Source organism: Catenulispora rubra (assembly GCF_015356825.1).
In the GTDB taxonomy this organism is placed as follows: domain Bacteria; phylum Actinomycetota; class Actinomycetes; order Streptomycetales; family Catenulisporaceae; genus Catenulispora; species Catenulispora rubra.
Map to the genome: position 1 here is coordinate 1 of NZ_JAACYW010000058.1, position 15040 is coordinate 15040.

Consider the following 15040-nt stretch of genomic DNA (forward strand, 5'->3'; position numbering starts at 1 on the left):
GGATCCAAACCCTCAACCTCAAAGTCGAGAAAACAACCCCCACCACCACAACCCTCCGCCTCCCCTGGAGCCAGAACCTCGCCCGCGAAGGCGGCACCCTCTGCGGCCAAGCACTGATGGCAGCAGCCGACACAGCAACGGTCCTGGCCATCGCTGCGGCCCGCGGCGCCTTCTGCCCGATGACGACCGTCCAGCAGAACACCACCTTCCAGCGCCCGATCAAGGAAGCGGACGTCCTCATCACGGCCCACGTGACGAAACTCGGGCGCACGCTGGCGTTCACGGACATCACGATGACGCCGGCGCCGCCGGTCGGCGGGGGAGCGGGGACGGAGGCGGAGCAGCCAGCGGGGGAGGCGTCGGCAGAGACACAGCTGGCCCCGCCGGCAGCGCACGCCACAACCGTGTACGCGCTTCTCGGCTGACCACCCAGCCCCGCCGCACCCACCAAAACGGTGGCGCAACCCCCACCGCGGACCTGATATCGTCTCTACGTCCCGAGCCCCCGTAGCTCAGGGGATAGAGCACCGCCCTCCGGAGGCGGGTGCGTAGGTTCGAATCCTACCGGGGGCACATATGATGATCAGCTAATCCGAATGACGACGTCCGGCGTGATCGTCGGAGGCTTGTTGAATCTGCGTCGCGGGGTGCGAGCGACTGGCATGTGCGCTGCCCGAGGGCTGAGGTATGAGGCCCGAGCGACCTAGGACCGGACGCTGCCGTCCTGGAGCGTGATGTCGATTCGGTAGCTGAGCAGTGCGGGCATGTCGGGGGCGCACGTGGTCGGGTAGGGGGTCACCTTGTCCACAGCCTCGAGCAGGTCCCGCTTGGTCCACGTCGGTGGGCGTACCGGCGGGCACGGCGACGACTACGGTGCCGATGGCCGGGTTGACCATCTCGATCACCGGGCCGTCGACGGGCACCGCGCGGACGTCGATCCGGTGCGTGGGGGCGGGGAATCTGATCTCGTTGATGTCCATGCCCACCAGCGTCAACGGGACCGGCGGCCGCATCCAGGGACAAGTGATCCGGTGACAGCAGACACGCACCTTGCGTGCGGGATACAGGTCCAGCCTCAACGAAGCGGAGTGGACGCATGAACCGTGCCGAACTTGCCGACTTCCTGCGCACTCGTCGCCAGGCGCTGAAACCAGAGGATCTCGGGCTGCCCCGCACTCGCCGACGCCGCACGAGCGGCCTGCGTCGCGAGGAGGTCGCCGAGCTGAGCAACATCTCGACGCGATTACTGCAGTCGCATCGAGCAGCAGCGCTGCCCTGGGCCTGGCGAACAGATACTCACCGCCGTCGCCCGCACTCTGCGCCTGGCCCCGGGAGCGCGACCACTTGTTCCGCCTCGCCGGCTACCCGAGGCCGCAGCGCGTCGCACGGACCGACCACGTGAACCCGGGCATGTCAGCGATCTTCCACAGCATGTAGGAAGCTGCGGCGATGATCTTCAATCAGCTCGGTGAAACCCTCGCGCAGAACCACTTCGCCACAGTGCTGTTCGGAGATCAGACCACGTATACCGACGTGCGCCGTGCCCTGGCCTACCGGTGGTTCATCGACCCGGTCGAACGGGCCCTGTTCCCCGAGCAGGACCACGCCCGGCACGGACGCACCATCGCGGCGCAACTGCGTGGAGCCCAGGAGCGCGACTCCACTGGTCCTCGCGTCCAGGCGCTCGTCGACACGCTACGACGCGCGAGCCAGGAATCCGCGCAGATCTGGAGCGACCACCCGGTTGCAGGCCTGCACCGCGCGCCCAAGCGCATCGAACACCCCCGGCTCGGCGTCCTCGATCTTCATGGACAGAGCCTGCTTGACCCCGACCAGTCCCAACTGCTGACCGTCTTCACCGCCCCGGTCGGCAGCGGGAGCCTCGGCAAGCTCCTGCACCTCGTTGGGCAACCGGCCTGATCGAGGCAGCCAACAGGGATGACCCGAAGCGGTGGTCTTGACGCGGGGGAGTAAGTTATAGAGCGACCACTAACCTAGGAGCGAACGTGACAGTGAACATGACAGCCAAGGACGACGGCGCCGACACCCGGACTGCTGCGCAGCACGCGGTGGCCGAGCACCTGCGCCTCACCGCCGCGGGGAACACTGCCGAGTGGGTGGCGCTGTTCGCCCCGGACGGGGTGCTCGAGTTTCCGTACGCGCCGGTCGGCGTGCCTCGGCAGGTGAAGGGACGGGAGGCGTTGTTCGAGCACATGAGCCACTTTCCTGAGACGTTCGACGTCGAGTTCGTCGACCTGGTGTTCCACGACACGGTCGACCCGAGTCTGGCGATCGCTGAATTCCGCTCGAAGGGCACTGCGCTGGCGACCGGCAAGCCGTACCGGCAGACGTGCATCTCCGTCGTCCGCACCGATGGCGACGGGCTCATCACGCACTACCTGGACTACTGGAACCCGCTGGTGGCGATCGAGGCCCTGACGCCGGACGACGCCGCGGCGGTCCCGGAGCCCGCCGTGACTTTTGGAGGCTGAAGAACGGCCGTGTTTAACTGATGCCCATGCCCGCCGCCGGCAGCAGTTCCAAGAGCGACGAACGACGCCAGGCCATCGTGGCCGCCGTAGTCGGTTGCTTCGCGCAAAAGGGCTTCTACGGCACGACGACGCACGAGATCGCCGATTGGGTCGGCGTCTCACAGCCGTATCTCTACCGCCTGTACGCGAACAAGGAAGCGTTGTTCGCCGCGGCTGTCGACCACGTGTCCGTCGTGATGACCGAAACCCTGCTCGCGCACTCCCCGGCTCCGGGCGGCGGGGCCGAGCCGGGATCCGAGGCCGCGCTGGACGCGGCGCGCGGCGGCTACGCCGCCCTCGTCGCGGACCCGGCAATCCTGCGTTTCCTCATGCACGCGAACTGCGCAGTCGGGGAGCCGCTGGTGGCGCAGGCCGTGCGCCGGTGCTACGCCAAGCAGGTCGACACCGTCCGGTACATGCTCGGCGGCGACGACGAAGCCGTGCGGCGCTGGTTCGGCGCCGGAATGCTCGACAATGTGGTCACGGTGCTGGGTCTGGCCGATATCGACGAGCCGTGGGCGCACGTCCTGAGGGCCGACTGACTCGACAGCGGGGTCGGCGTCAGCTCCAAAGATGCTGTTCAAGCATCGCGCCTCATCGCGTCCGGAGGAAGGGCAAGCGTCGTGGCCCGCTCTTTAAGCCTGTGGCAGTGGTTCGTCGCCTTGCGTCATTCGAGCTTGTACGTGTCGAGCCGGCCGCACATGCCCAGGGCCCGACTCGCGGCCTCCGGCGGCTGTTCGCAGCGCAGCGCGGCCTGCAGGAGGTGGTCGGTGCGCCCAGCTCGCAGAGTTCTGAGCTGCTCGGCAGTCTGCTGGGCGGCCGCGAGCGGCCCCGAGCGCCATACCGTCTCCCAACGGTCCAGTCGGTCGGTGCGCAGCGCCACGGCCTGCCGGTAGAAGTGTTCGAGCGAGGCGGTGCGTCCTGCGGCCAGGTCGGCGCCGAGCGCGGAGTAGCCCTCGATCGCGAGGTCCCGGCGGCGGTGGGCGTCCGCTTCGGTGTGCACCTGGGCCGCGCGCTGGTAGGCCTCCGGGTCGGCCAGGATGTCCGGGGGGAAGGCGAGTACGGCGTCGCCGGCCTCCGGCAGGCCGCTGTTCTGCATCACCACCACGACTTGCAGTGCTCCGTCGAGGTTGATGGCGCGGTGGATCGTTCCGGGACCGAACCAGACGACGGTCCCGGGCCGCAGCTCGGTTCGAGCCGGGCCCGCAGCGGTCAGCGTGTGCAGTTCCCCGCGGCCGCCGACGACTACGTACGCCTCCGTACAGGCGAGGTGGACGTGGGGGGAGCCGCCGCACAGCCCGTCCGCGGCGTCCCAGTCGTAGACGTGCAGCCGGGAGACCGCGGTCCCGCCGGGAAACGTCGACGTCATGTGCTGAGCTCCGCGGCGATTCGCTGTGCCGCGCGAACGGCGAGAGCGACGCTGGTGATGGTCGGGTTGCAGGCGGTCGATGTGGGGATCACGTTGTTGCCGCCGATGACGAGGTTCTCGATGCCCCAGACCCGGCCGTAGGTGTCGCAGACGGACTCGCCGTCGTCGGCCGGGCCCATCCGCGTGCTTCCCTGGTAGTGCAGCGACGATCCGCCCGGCATGAACGCCGGTTCGCCGAGGACGAACTCACCCACCAGGCGCCCGGCTCTGACTGCCTCCTCGCGCAGACGCTCGACTGTCTCCGCGTCGCGCGAGGTGAGCGTGTAGTGGATGGTCATCGCGGGCATTCCGAATGCGTCGGTCTCGGTGTCGCTGAACTCGATCGCGTCGCTGAACTGAAGTTCCTTCGCGCCGTACCAGGCCAGGCCCGCGTTCGGCACACGCGCTCCGTCCACTCCGGTGTCGTATCGTCCGGTCGGTGCGACACCTGCCGCAAGGATCATCGGGCTGCGTGAACCGGGGTGGACCTGGCCCTGCATGGGGCGGATTCCCTCGACGTAGGGAATCAGGACCGCGCCGACCGGGCGGACGCCGTCGGCCAGCGGCTCGACTTTCCCCGACAGCGCGTCATGCAGCCTGATCGCGCCGATCACTTTGAGATGGTCGTTGAGGTAGCGGCCCAGCGCGCGGGGCCGGATCTGCGAGGCGAACAGCAGTTGCGGCGTCCGCAGAGCGTCGGCGGCCACGACGACGCGCGTGGCATGTACTTCGTAGATCTCGCCGGAGCTCCGGTCCATCAGCTCGACCCCGACGGCCTTCCGGCCATGAAGGACGATCCGGCGGGCCAGGGTATCCGGCCGGAGCTCGAAGGCCCCGTCACCGCGTGCGTCGTCGAGCAGGTCGCCGAGAATCACGTTCGTGCCCGAGATGCGTGTTCCGTCCGCGTCGTTGGTGACCGCGAACGGTGTGAGCTGGACCGGCGGAGCATCGGGCGCGGTGCCGTCGAACGCGTCCCCGAGCAGCGATACGAGCTTCGCCAGGAGCGGGTCCCCGCCGTCGAGGTCGCGCGATACGTGGAGCAGCCGGTCGGCCTCGGCGTAGGCGGCTTCCAACTCGTCTTCGGGAATGAAGTCGATCCGTTCGGATCCGCTGGGCCGGGGCACCGACGCCGTCCAGTGCACGCCCATGCCTCCCACGCCACTCGACATGCCGGCGGCGGGCAATCCGAACTCGCCGGGCAGGCGCGATCGCGGTCCGGCCAGGAAGAGTGCCGGACGCAGAAGCAGCGCCGGGTCCGAGTCCGGCTCGACGGCCCGTCCGGCCTCGTAGAACGGTGCCTCCACGTGCGGACGCCCTGAATCAGGCCCCTGTGCCGACTGCTGAGCGGCGCTTCGCTCGGCCGCGGACAGGTTCTGCACGTGCTCGCCGATGCGGGCGTTGAGGACGGGGCCGGCTTCGACCATGAGGACTCTGGCATGCGGCGCGCTGTCGGCGATCACCCTCGCGAAGGTGGAACCGACGGGTCCGCTTCCGACGATGAGGACGTCGACATCGTTCCCTGATATCCGCTTCGACTCACTCACCTGCGACACGTCCGTTCGTGAAAGAGGTGACGCTGAGCCCCGTCGGATCGCCTTCGAAGGCGACGCGGACCGGCTCACCTGGCCGCAGGTCGAGGTAGTTTCCAGAGAACGTCGCATCGGGTGCCTCGATGCACGTGAAGTAGCTGTACCCGTCCGCGGTGAGCGTGATCTCGTTCGACCCGGTCACGGTCGCCTCCACCTTCGAGGCGGGGAACGCGATCTCCTTGAGACGTCCGAAGAAGCACCGGTTCGAGGGCAGGCCGTCGAAGGACACCCAGGCGACCCGATCCGGTCCCGTCCCGAGGTCGGCGAGGTCGGCCGACCAGACGGGCACGGAAGCACCGGGTCCGAGGCGGGCTTCGACCGACGCGCGGACGAGGGCGCCGCCGTCGATGGTCGAGACGTCGACGGCGAGCGTCGAGGCGAAGTCGGCGACGCCGCTGTTGGTGACCCACAGCTCCAGGCCCCGGACGGACTTGAGGAAGGTCGCGATGACCGGGGCGAACGCCCGCTGCACGAAGAAGTACGCGGCCTTGGGCGTCAGCTCGTGGTCGATGATCGACCAGCTCATGCCCGGCCAGGAGTCGTTGAACTGCCAGATCAGCGCACCGCTGTTGTGCGGTTGGCGTCGGCGGTAGTGCTCGATCCCGTATTTGAGGCCTTCGGCCTGGGTCGCCATCGTGAAGTCGACGTAGCTGTCGAGGTCGGTCGGCAGCCCGGTCTCCACCGCGAGCAGGTCGTCGGCTTTGCGTTTCGGCGTGTCCTTGATGTGGGCGTCGAACGCCGGGCTGTGAAGCGTGAGCTGTCCAGGAGAGATCCAGCGCTCGAGGGTTGATCGCGCCGGAGAGGCGTGCAGTCCGAACTCGCTGATGAACTTCCCGGTGTCGTACTTGTAGCGCTCGAAGTGCATCGCCTCGCCTCGGCTCGCGTACGTCTCCGGCGACGTGGCTCCGACGTTGACGCCGTGCCACACCTCCCACGCGTGACGGTCACCGTCCAGGACGCCGTTCGTGCGCCCGGGGTCGTTCTCGCCGTACGGGCTTCCCGGCCAGTACGGAATCTCGGGTGAGTGCTCTGCGATGAGCGCCGGGAACAGCTCGTGGAAGAACCCGTATCCCCAGTTGCCCGGTGCGAAGTCCCCGTAGACCAGCTGGTGCTTGGGGTGGACCTCGTTGTTGCCGGCCCACAGCGCGAGGCTTGGATGATTGCGCAGGCGCTTCACCTGGAAGTCCGCCTCGAGCGCCACTTCGCGGGCGAAACCGGGCTCTTCGCTGGGATAGTCCATGCAGGCGAAGAGGAAGTCCTGCCAGATGAGGATGCCGAGTTCGTCGGCGGCCCTGTAGAAGGCGTCGTCCTCGTAGATCCCGCCGCCCCAGACCCGCAGCATGTTCATGTTGCCGTTCTTCGCCAGGCCCACCAGCTCGCGGTAGGTCTGCGCGGTCGTGGTGCCGAGCATCATCGTCGTCGGAACGGTGCACGCGCCGCGCGCGTAGACGGGGAATCCGTTGAGCACGAACCGGAAGAGCCGGCCGCCGTCGGGATCGTCGGACCGGTCGAGCTCGATCGTCCGGATCCCGACGCGGGCCGTGACTTCGTCCCCTGACGTCGCGACGCGTAGGTCGTACAGCGCGGGAGTCCCGAGATCGTGCGTCCACCACGGCTGGACGTCCTCAAGCGCGAAGCACACCCGGCCGTCGACGGTCACGCCTTCAACCACTGCACCGGTCGGGGAGGTGAGCGTGACGGAGGCCGGCCCGTCGGCGACCACTGACACGACGACGGTCGCCGTTCGCGCCTCCAGGTCGACGGCGGAGGTCGAGAAGTGCCACTCCTCGATGACCGGGCCGGACGTGCTGACCAGCTCGACCGGCATCCAGATGCCGACGGACGGCAGCCGGGGTGCGAAATCCCAGCCCCAGGAATACGTCGGCTTGCGCCGCATCGTGTAGGCGAGGTCGTTGAAGTTGGCACCGGTGCCGTCCTTCTGCGCCTCCTCGACGGCCTCGGGGGCGATGGCGGCGAACGCGATCGTCGAGCGTCGGGCCGTCTCAAGGATGTTCTCCGGCACCTCGATGCCTTCCAGCGGCGGCGTGAACATCAGCACGAGCTCGTTCTCGGCCCGGACCGCGTCGGTGATGTCGAACCGCGCGGGCCGGAACATGTTCTCGTGGTGTCCCAGCACCTTGCCGTTGAGCCACACCGTCACCACGGTGTCGAGGCCGTGGAAGTCCAAGCGCAGGCGGCCGTCCTCGGCGACGGGCGGCGAGGCGAACCTGGTCCGGTACCACCAGGTCTTCTCCGCCACCCAGCCGGCGAGCCGTTCGTTATCGTCGAGGTAGGGATGCGGCAGCCGGCCTGCTTCGACGAGCGAGGCGTGGACTTCGCCCGGCACGGTCACCGGGAACCAGTCGAGGTCCGCGATGGCGGTCACCGGGACCGGCGCGTCGGTGAACGCCAGCTCGAACTCGCTCAAGGGCGTGTGTTCCGTCATCAGAAGAGCCTTCCGTAACCGAGTTCCACCAGGTTGCGCTGCGACAGCGCGACGCAGTCGAAGGGGTCGCGGCCCAGGAGGTCTTCCTGTTCGACGATGAGGTACCCGACGTTTGCGGCGAGGCTCGCCTCGATGATCCCGGCCATGTCGAGGGCGCCTTCGCCGACTTCGGCGTCGTGGACGAGCGCGGCCAGCGCCGCAAGCATGGCGGGGACATCACCCGACGCTGCTGAGGCGAAGGCATCCGGCGGAATGCGGTCGACCCGGTAGTCACGCAGGTGGACCAGGGCGACCCGGCTCGCGTGTTCGGCGATCAGGCGAGCCGGATCGACTCCGCCGCGGTAGGCCCAGTGCACGTCGATCTCGAACGTGAGCGACGGCGCGTGCTTCGCGATGAGATCGAACTGGCTGACACCGTCGAACCTCGCGAAGTCGAAGTGGTGGTTGTGATAGCAGAGCTCGATGTCGTGCCGGGCGAGGCGCCGCGCCATCGCGTCGGCTGCTTCGGCGAACTCGATGAGTCCCGCCGTGGACGTCATCGCTTCAAGCGGAGGCATCGGCATCCGCACCGTGGACGTCCCCAGGGACGCGGCGTCCTCGACGATCTTGTCGAAGTCCTTGGTGAGCGACGCCGCCGTCATGCCCGGTGGCGTCGTGAACAGGGCGGATATCGCGGCGACCGTCACTCCGAGTTCCGACCGCGCGCGGTTGAACTGCGCTACGTTTTCGGCGCTCAGCGGGATCTGGGAGATCTCGAAAACCGAGTAGCCGATCTCCGTCGCCTTCTTGAGCGTATCGAAGGCACCCACCTCGGAGACGCTCTCCTTCAGCATCATCGTTTGCAGACCGATTCTCGGCATCGGATTCAGCCTCTTTCTTCGAGATGGGCTCGTACGGCCGTGACGACGTCGTCCTGCCAACGCCGCGCTGTCGGGAGCAGCCCGGTGAGGATCTGCGAGCCGTGCACCAGGCCGGGATAGACGGTGAGCGAGACCGGGATTCCGGCCTCGACGAGGCGGTCGGCATAGCGGCGGCCGTCGTCGGCGACCGGGTCGTACTCGGCGACGGTGATGATCGCCGGCGGCAGGCCGGTCAGGTCTGCGGCGTGGAGCGGCGATGCGAGGGGGTCGGTGCGGTCGCGGTCGCCGAGGTACTGCTCGACGCACCAGCGGAGGTCTTGCTCGGTCTGCAGGAATCCCTTGCCGAAGGCGGCGACGGATGGCGAGGCCCAAGTGAGGTCGAGGGCGGGGATCTCCAGCAGTTGCAGGCGTGGAGCGGGCTCGCGGCGATCGCGCAGGAGCAGGCAGAGCGCTGCGGCGAGATTCGCGCCCGCGCTCTCGCCACCGACACCGATCCGGTCGGGGCCGATGCCGAGCCGTTCGGAGTTCTCGACCGCCCAGCGCAGCGCCGCGTGGACGTCATGGAGCGCGGTGGGAAACGGATGCTCGGGGGCAAGGCGGTACTCGACCGACACCACCACGATGCCGGCGCCGGCGGCCAGTACTCGGCAGCGGCGGTCGACGTCGCCGAGGCCACCCGACCACCAGCCGCCGCCGTGGAGATGCAGGAGCGCGCCCCTGGCGCCGGCGTCGGCCGGACCGTCCCGGTAGATCCGGAGGGTGATCTCCCCAGCCGGCTCTTCGACCGGGACCAGTTCTTCCCAGACCTCTGCGACGCCGACCGGAGCCGCTACGAAGCCCGCGTACAAAGCGGCACTGCCGTGTCCGCCTCGCACGCGTCGTCGATCGGCCGCATCGGTCCAGGCCGGTGTCGGCAACGAGTTGTAAACATCGAGCAGGGGAGCCAGCAGGGGGTCCAGAGGCATGTCGCACTCCAAGGTGGTGGCCGCACTCCAAGGTGGTGGCGGAGATCCGCCTACAGCGGTCACCGCCCGAAGCAGCGGTGCGCCAACACCTAGTGATACTAGCTTTTCGCGGAGCGCGCCAGTCCGCCCGTAATCTCGAACGAATTTCCTTAAATCAGTCGGTCGAGCCGCCGAGGGCCTCGTAGAGTCGCTTGAGATCCGCGACCATGTCCACCGACGACGGATCGCGCAGCCACTGGATGCCCAGGCCCTCCATGGCGGCCAGCATGACCCGCGCCTTCCAGGGCTCCTCGTCGCCGAGGTTCTTGCCGATCATCGCCAGCACCACCTCGGACCGTGCCTTCATGAAGTCGTGGGCCGCGTGCTCGGGCGACACCGAGGCCGTTGCCATGTCCAGCAACAGCTTCACCAGGCCGGGGGTCTCGGCGGCGTGTTCGAGCAGGGCCCAGGCGCCTTCGAGGGTGGTGAGGTCGAAGGCCGCGACGTCTGCGCGGTCGCGAGCGGCGAGGATTTCGACCAGGAGTTCGTCTTTGCTGTCGAAGTAGTGCAGGACGCCGGCTTCGGTGAGGCCCACGGTGTCGGCGATGCTGCGCAGTGACGGGCCTTGTGGTCCGGAGGAGGCGTAGGCGGCCAGGGCGGCGTCCAGGATCTGGGCCCGGCGGGCCAGGCCTTTGGCATAAGGGCCACGCTTCGCAGGAGCATCCATTTCGCCATCCTAACGAGCCTGCGCCCGGCAGGCTGTGGCCCTTTGGCGTCTGTGACGGCCGCCGGAGCCCTACCGGCAGCCCCCGGACCTGCCTGTTCACAAAAACCGAGTGAGCTTAATTTTTCCTGCCAGAAACCTAGTACTCCTGGGTTTTTGCGAGTACGGTCGCCAGACATCGGGTCGACCGGCAGCGGTCCCCGAGGTGAACCGCCCGCGAAGAGGAGCTCCGGATGCCCCAGCAACGCCCTACCGCGACCCGTCAGCCGGTCGTGCTGGACCGTTTCGAGCTGGCCGCGACGCCGGATGACGTCGCCGACCCGGCGGCGCTCGCGGCGGCGGACCCGCGGTGGATGCCCGCAGTCGTGCCGGGCGGAGTGCACGAGAGCCTGCTGGCAGCAGGGGAGATCGAGCACCCCTACCTCGACGGCAACGAGGAGGCGGTCGGTTGGGTGGAGCAGGGCGTCTGGTGGTACCGGACCTCGTTCGAGCTGGCGGACCCGGTACCGGCCGGGGACCGGCTGCGGCTGGTGTGCCACGGCCTGGACACCGTGGCGACACTGTGGCTCAACGGCGCCGGACTCGGCACCCACGAGACGATGTTCCGGCCCGCCGAGTTCGACGTCACCGACCTGGTGACCGCGCACAACACCCTGATCATCAGGTTCCGGCCCCCGCTGGACGGGCTCAGTGTGCCGCCGGCGATCGCCGAGACCGCCGCCCGGGTCCGCGTCGCGCTGAACTCCCTGACCGAGGTCGGGACGGAGTCGGACGAGAACGAGAACCCGCCCGGAATCCTCTCCGGGAACCTCGCGCTCACCCTGCGGCGCAAGGCCACCTTCTCCTGGGGCTGGGACTTCGCGCCGCGACTGCCTTCGATGGGCCTGTGGCAGCCGGTCGAACTCGTCCAGGACCACGGCGCCGTCATCACCGGCCACCACATCCGCGTCACGTCGCTCGACAAGCAAACCCGCGAAGTGCAGGTCGCCGTGTCGGTCGGTGTCGAAGCCCTCGCAGGGACTGGAGACCTCGACGCGTCGATCGTCCTGACCGCACCCGGCGGTGCGCGTACCGAACTGCGGCTCGAACTGCCCGCGACGCAGGGCGCCGACCGCGGTGCCGAGGGATGGGTGGTCATCCAGGAGGCCCAGCTGTGGTGGACGCACGACCTCGGCAGCCAGCCGCTCTACGACGTCGTCATCGAGATCGGCGACGCGAACGGACCGCTGGACCGGGCGACAGACCGGATCGGACTGCGCACGATCACCTTGGACCGCAGCCAGGACGCTGTCGAAGGCGGACGCCACTTCCGATTCGTCCTGAACGACACGCCGCTTTTCGCGCGCGGCGCGAACTGGGTCCCGGCGTCGATGCTGGTCGGTTCCGTCACCGCTGAGGACCACCGCTCGCTGGTGCGGACCGCGCGCCACGGCAACATGACGATGCTGCGGGTCTGGGGCGGCGGCGTCTATGAGCCCGACGCCTTCTACGAGGCCTGCGACGAGCAGGGAATCCTCGTCTGGCAGGACTTCATGTTCGCCTGCATCGACTACCCCAGCGACGACCCGCACCTGTACGCCGAGGTCGTCAAGGAGGCGGAGTTCCAGGTCAGCCGCCTGCGAAACCATGCCAGCCTCGCGCTGTGGTGCGGCAACAACGAGGTGCACGCCCTGCATGGCGTCGTCTACGGCAACCTCGATCCCGGCGGCTGGGGATGGTCGTTCTTCCACGAGGTCCTGCCCGACGCGGTCCAGCGGTTCAGTCCCGGAACGGTCTACTGGCCCGGCAGCCCGTGGGCTGATTCCGACCCGCGCGGCGTCAACGGCGTCGCCGACGGCGACCGGCACGCCTGGGAGGTCTGGCACGGCGTCGACGTCGGAGCCGGCGGCCCCACGGAGTTCGCCGGCAAGGGCGAGTCCGTGCACTTCGGCCGCTACACCCACGACCGAGGCAAGTTCATCAGCGAGTTCGGGATCCACGCCGCCCCGGAACTGCCGACACTCGAGCGCTGGACACCGGGGGAGGAGCTCAGCCTCAAGTCGGAGGCGTTCCTGCGCCGGATCAAGGACAAGCCGAAGAACAAGGGCGACGAGCTCATGGCCTTCGAGACCGGTCTGCCCCACGACCTCGGCGAGTACATCGACTTCTCCATGGCCTGCCAGGCCGAGGGGCTCAAGTTCGGGATCGAGCACTACCGCCGCCGCCAGCCCCACAACAGCGGCACCCTCGTCTGGCAGCTCAACGATGCCTGGCCCGGACTGAGCTGGTCGATCATCGACTTCGACCACGTACCGAAGGCCGGCTTCTACTTCACCCAGCGCGCCTATACCCCGCTGCTGGCCAGCTTCCTGCACCAGCCCGACGGCAGCCTCGAACTCTGGCTGACCAACAGCGGGATCCAGGCAGCGGCCGGTGAAGTGCGCATCGAGGTGGCGACCTTCGACGGCAAGCACGTCATCGACGAGCTGATCGCGGTGACCATCGACGCGCTCGACTCCGGGCCGGTGTGGCGGGCGGACGCCGAGCAGGTCGCGGCCGGCCCCGACCGGTTCGCCTGGGTCTCCAGCCCCGACGGCCTGATCGCGGACAACCGCCTGTTCTTCGCTCGGCTCAAGGACCTGGCCTTCGGCGAGCCCAGCCTGCAAGCGACGGTCACCCGCGTGGACGCCACCAGCGCGTCGGTGCGGATCCAGGCCCAGGGCTACAACTACCTCACCCGCGTCACCAGCCTGATCGCCGGCGCCTGCTTCAGCGCCAACTACTTCGATCTCCGGGACGGGGAGCATGCCGAGATCGCGGTGACCGGCCTGCCGTCCGGCTTCGACCTCGCAGCCCTGAGCATCGCCGCCTACGGCCCGCGACCCGCGACCACCACACGCATCGAGACCTGACCCGCATCACCCGCGCCGCCAGCACTGCACCAGCACTCTCGCATCGCCCACAGCACCAACGCTCACGACCGTGAGCCCCGACCTGGAGGACAACGATGGCCATCAGACGCGCAATCGCCTGGGCATGCACCGCAGCACTGACCACCGCCGCGCTCGCCGCGTGCGGCGGCACCTCCGGCACGAGCGCGGCGGGCGGATCCACCACAGCCGGGGCCGGAACGCTGTCCCTGGGCGGACTTTTCTCGGCGGTGAACTTCAACCCCTGGCTGTCCCCGAACGGGCCCAACGCCAGCTTGGACTACACGACCGCGGTCTACGACTCGCTCACCAGCCTCACCGGTCCGGACACCGTCGGGCCCGACCTGGCGACCGCCTGGACCTTCACCACGCCCACGACGCTGCGGATGACGCTGCGCACCGGCGTGACGTTCTCCGACGGCACCCCGCTGGACGCCGCAGCGGTCAAGGCCAACTTCGACTACGCCAAGACCGCCTCACCGCCGGGCCAGCTCAACGCCTACGTCGCCGGCCTGACCAGCACCGTGGCGGACCCCACGACCATCCAGTTCACCTCGCCCGTCCCCGAACCGGACCTGCCCTACGACTTCGCGACCGGAGCTGGGTTCATCGTCAGCCCCAAGGCCCTGGCCCAGCCTGCCGGCTTGGCCACCACGCCGGACGGCAGCGGCCCGTACACCCTGTCCGCCAGCGGAACGATCACCAACCAGAAGTACTCGTTCGTCCGCCGGACCGGGTACTGGAACACCGCGGCCTTCCCGTACGACAGCGTCGCGCTGAAGATCTTCAGCTCGACCCAGGCCATGGACGACGCGCTGCGGTCGGGACAGATCCAGGTACAGCAGGGCACCCCGACGACGGACAAGGCTGACAAGGCCGCCGGGCTCAACACACTGCTGGGACAGCAGAACACCGACGTCGGGATCTGGCTCAACGACCGGTCCGGCAGCATCCTGAAAGCCCTGGGCGACGTGCGGGTCCGCCAGGCGTTGAACTACGCGATCGACCGCAAGACCATCATGACCGCGGCGTTCGGCACGAACGGCACCGCCTCATCGCTGGTTGTCGCGTCCGGTGAGGACGGCTACGCCGCCAACGCGGCCGCCTCCTACCCATACGACCCGGCCAAGGCCAAAGCCTTGCTGGCGGAAGCCGGATACGGAGGCGGCTTCACGCTCCCGTTGCTCAGCACCCAAAGCGGCGACCTGCTGGCCCAAGCCGTCGCCGGCTATCTGAGCGCCGTCGGCGTCACGGTCAAGATCTCCGACCACAACACCGACTTTGTCCAGCAGGCATTCGCCGGCACCTGGCCGTCCATGGTCTTCGAATACAGCACACAGCCGGTCGCCCAGGCGATGGCCGGGCTGCTGTCGCCCAAGGGCTTCGCCAACCCGAACCACTCCACCGACCCGCAGATCGACGCCCAGATAGGCACGGCGCTCGCGGCCTCGGGCACGGACCGGACGACGGCGCTGAACTCCCTCATCGCCCGGGTCAACGACCAGGCCTGGTTCCTGATGGTCGGATCCTACGGGCTGCCCTACGCGACCGCGAAGGACGTCGCCTGCACCGATCTCGGTGCGCTGACCTGCACGCTGCCTTCGCTGCGGCCGGCCAAGTAGCCCGTTT

The 15040-nt window shown here is 68.5% G+C and carries 12 protein-coding genes, 1 tRNA gene and 1 pseudogene; 8 read left to right on the plus strand and 6 right to left on the minus strand.

Features of this window, described 5'->3' with window-relative positions:
• Positions 1 to 2 precede the first annotated feature (2 nt).
• The 6 genes and pseudogenes from GWK61_RS18400 (at position 3) to GWK61_RS18425 (ending at position 3073) form a co-directional block, all read left to right on the plus strand.
• Complete coding sequence (locus GWK61_RS18400) at positions 3 to 425, plus strand: PaaI family thioesterase (protein ID WP_369125591.1); 423 nt, start codon at positions 3 to 5, stop codon at positions 423 to 425.
• 76 nt (positions 426 to 501) lie between these two features.
• A tRNA-Arg gene (locus tag GWK61_RS18405) sits at positions 502 to 573 on the plus strand.
• A 306-nt stretch (positions 574 to 879) separates the two neighbouring features.
• Entirely contained in the window at positions 880 to 1035 is a 156-nt protein-coding gene (locus GWK61_RS18410) for a hypothetical protein (RefSeq protein ID WP_194909628.1), read from the plus strand.
• Positions 1036 to 1096: 61 nt separating this feature from the next.
• Positions 1097 to 1920, plus strand: a pseudogene (locus GWK61_RS60800) (helix-turn-helix transcriptional regulator).
• 98 nt (positions 1921 to 2018) lie between these two features.
• A complete protein-coding gene (locus GWK61_RS18420) occupies positions 2019 to 2492 on the plus strand; it encodes a nuclear transport factor 2 family protein (RefSeq protein ID WP_194909675.1) in 474 nt (157 codons plus the stop codon).
• 26 nt (positions 2493 to 2518) lie between these two features.
• A complete protein-coding gene (locus GWK61_RS18425) occupies positions 2519 to 3073 on the plus strand; it encodes a TetR/AcrR family transcriptional regulator (protein WP_194909629.1) in 555 nt (184 codons plus the stop codon).
• Positions 3074 to 3198: 125 nt separating this feature from the next.
• Here the strand turns inward: GWK61_RS18425 and GWK61_RS18430 are convergent, their stop codons facing one another.
• The 6 genes from GWK61_RS18430 to GWK61_RS18455 form a co-directional block, all read right to left on the minus strand.
• Complete coding sequence (locus GWK61_RS18430) at positions 3199 to 3900, minus strand: cupin domain-containing protein (protein ID WP_194909630.1); 702 nt, start codon at positions 3898 to 3900, stop codon at positions 3199 to 3201.
• Positions 3897 to 5483 carry a GMC oxidoreductase gene (locus tag GWK61_RS18435; protein ID WP_194909677.1) on the minus strand — a complete coding sequence of 529 codons (1587 nt, stop codon included), beginning with the start codon at positions 5481 to 5483 and terminating at the stop codon, positions 3897 to 3899. The genes GWK61_RS18430 and GWK61_RS18435 overlap by 4 nt, the downstream gene beginning before the upstream one ends.
• Positions 5476 to 7974 (minus strand): beta-mannosidase, encoded by a 2499-nt coding sequence (locus GWK61_RS18440; RefSeq protein WP_194909631.1) that lies wholly within the window; start codon positions 7972 to 7974, stop codon positions 5476 to 5478. The genes GWK61_RS18435 and GWK61_RS18440 overlap by 8 nt, the downstream gene beginning before the upstream one ends.
• The gene (locus GWK61_RS18445; RefSeq protein WP_194909632.1) at positions 7974 to 8834 is read right to left on the minus strand and encodes a sugar phosphate isomerase/epimerase family protein; all 861 of its coding nucleotides are present in this window, start codon (positions 8832 to 8834) and stop codon (positions 7974 to 7976) included. The genes GWK61_RS18440 and GWK61_RS18445 overlap by 1 nt, the downstream gene beginning before the upstream one ends.
• A 5-nt stretch (positions 8835 to 8839) precedes the next feature.
• Positions 8840 to 9799 (minus strand): alpha/beta hydrolase, encoded by a 960-nt coding sequence (locus tag GWK61_RS18450; protein WP_194909633.1) that lies wholly within the window; start codon positions 9797 to 9799, stop codon positions 8840 to 8842.
• A gap of 154 nt (positions 9800 to 9953) precedes the next feature.
• A complete protein-coding gene (locus tag GWK61_RS18455) occupies positions 9954 to 10505 on the minus strand; it encodes a TetR/AcrR family transcriptional regulator (protein WP_194909634.1) in 552 nt (183 codons plus the stop codon).
• Between the two features lie 230 nt (positions 10506 to 10735).
• On the opposite strand from GWK61_RS18455, the gene GWK61_RS18460 reads away from it, so the two are divergent.
• Both GWK61_RS18460 and GWK61_RS18465 read left to right on the plus strand, forming a co-directional pair.
• Positions 10736 to 13393: a beta-mannosidase gene (locus GWK61_RS18460; protein ID WP_194909635.1), complete on the plus strand. Its 2658-nt coding sequence runs from the start codon at positions 10736 to 10738 to the stop codon at positions 13391 to 13393.
• A gap of 95 nt (positions 13394 to 13488) precedes the next feature.
• On the plus strand, positions 13489 to 15033 hold the full coding sequence (locus GWK61_RS18465; protein ID WP_194909636.1) for an ABC transporter substrate-binding protein: 1545 nt from the start codon (positions 13489 to 13491) through the stop codon (positions 15031 to 15033).
• Positions 15034 to 15040: the final 7 nt, after the last annotated feature.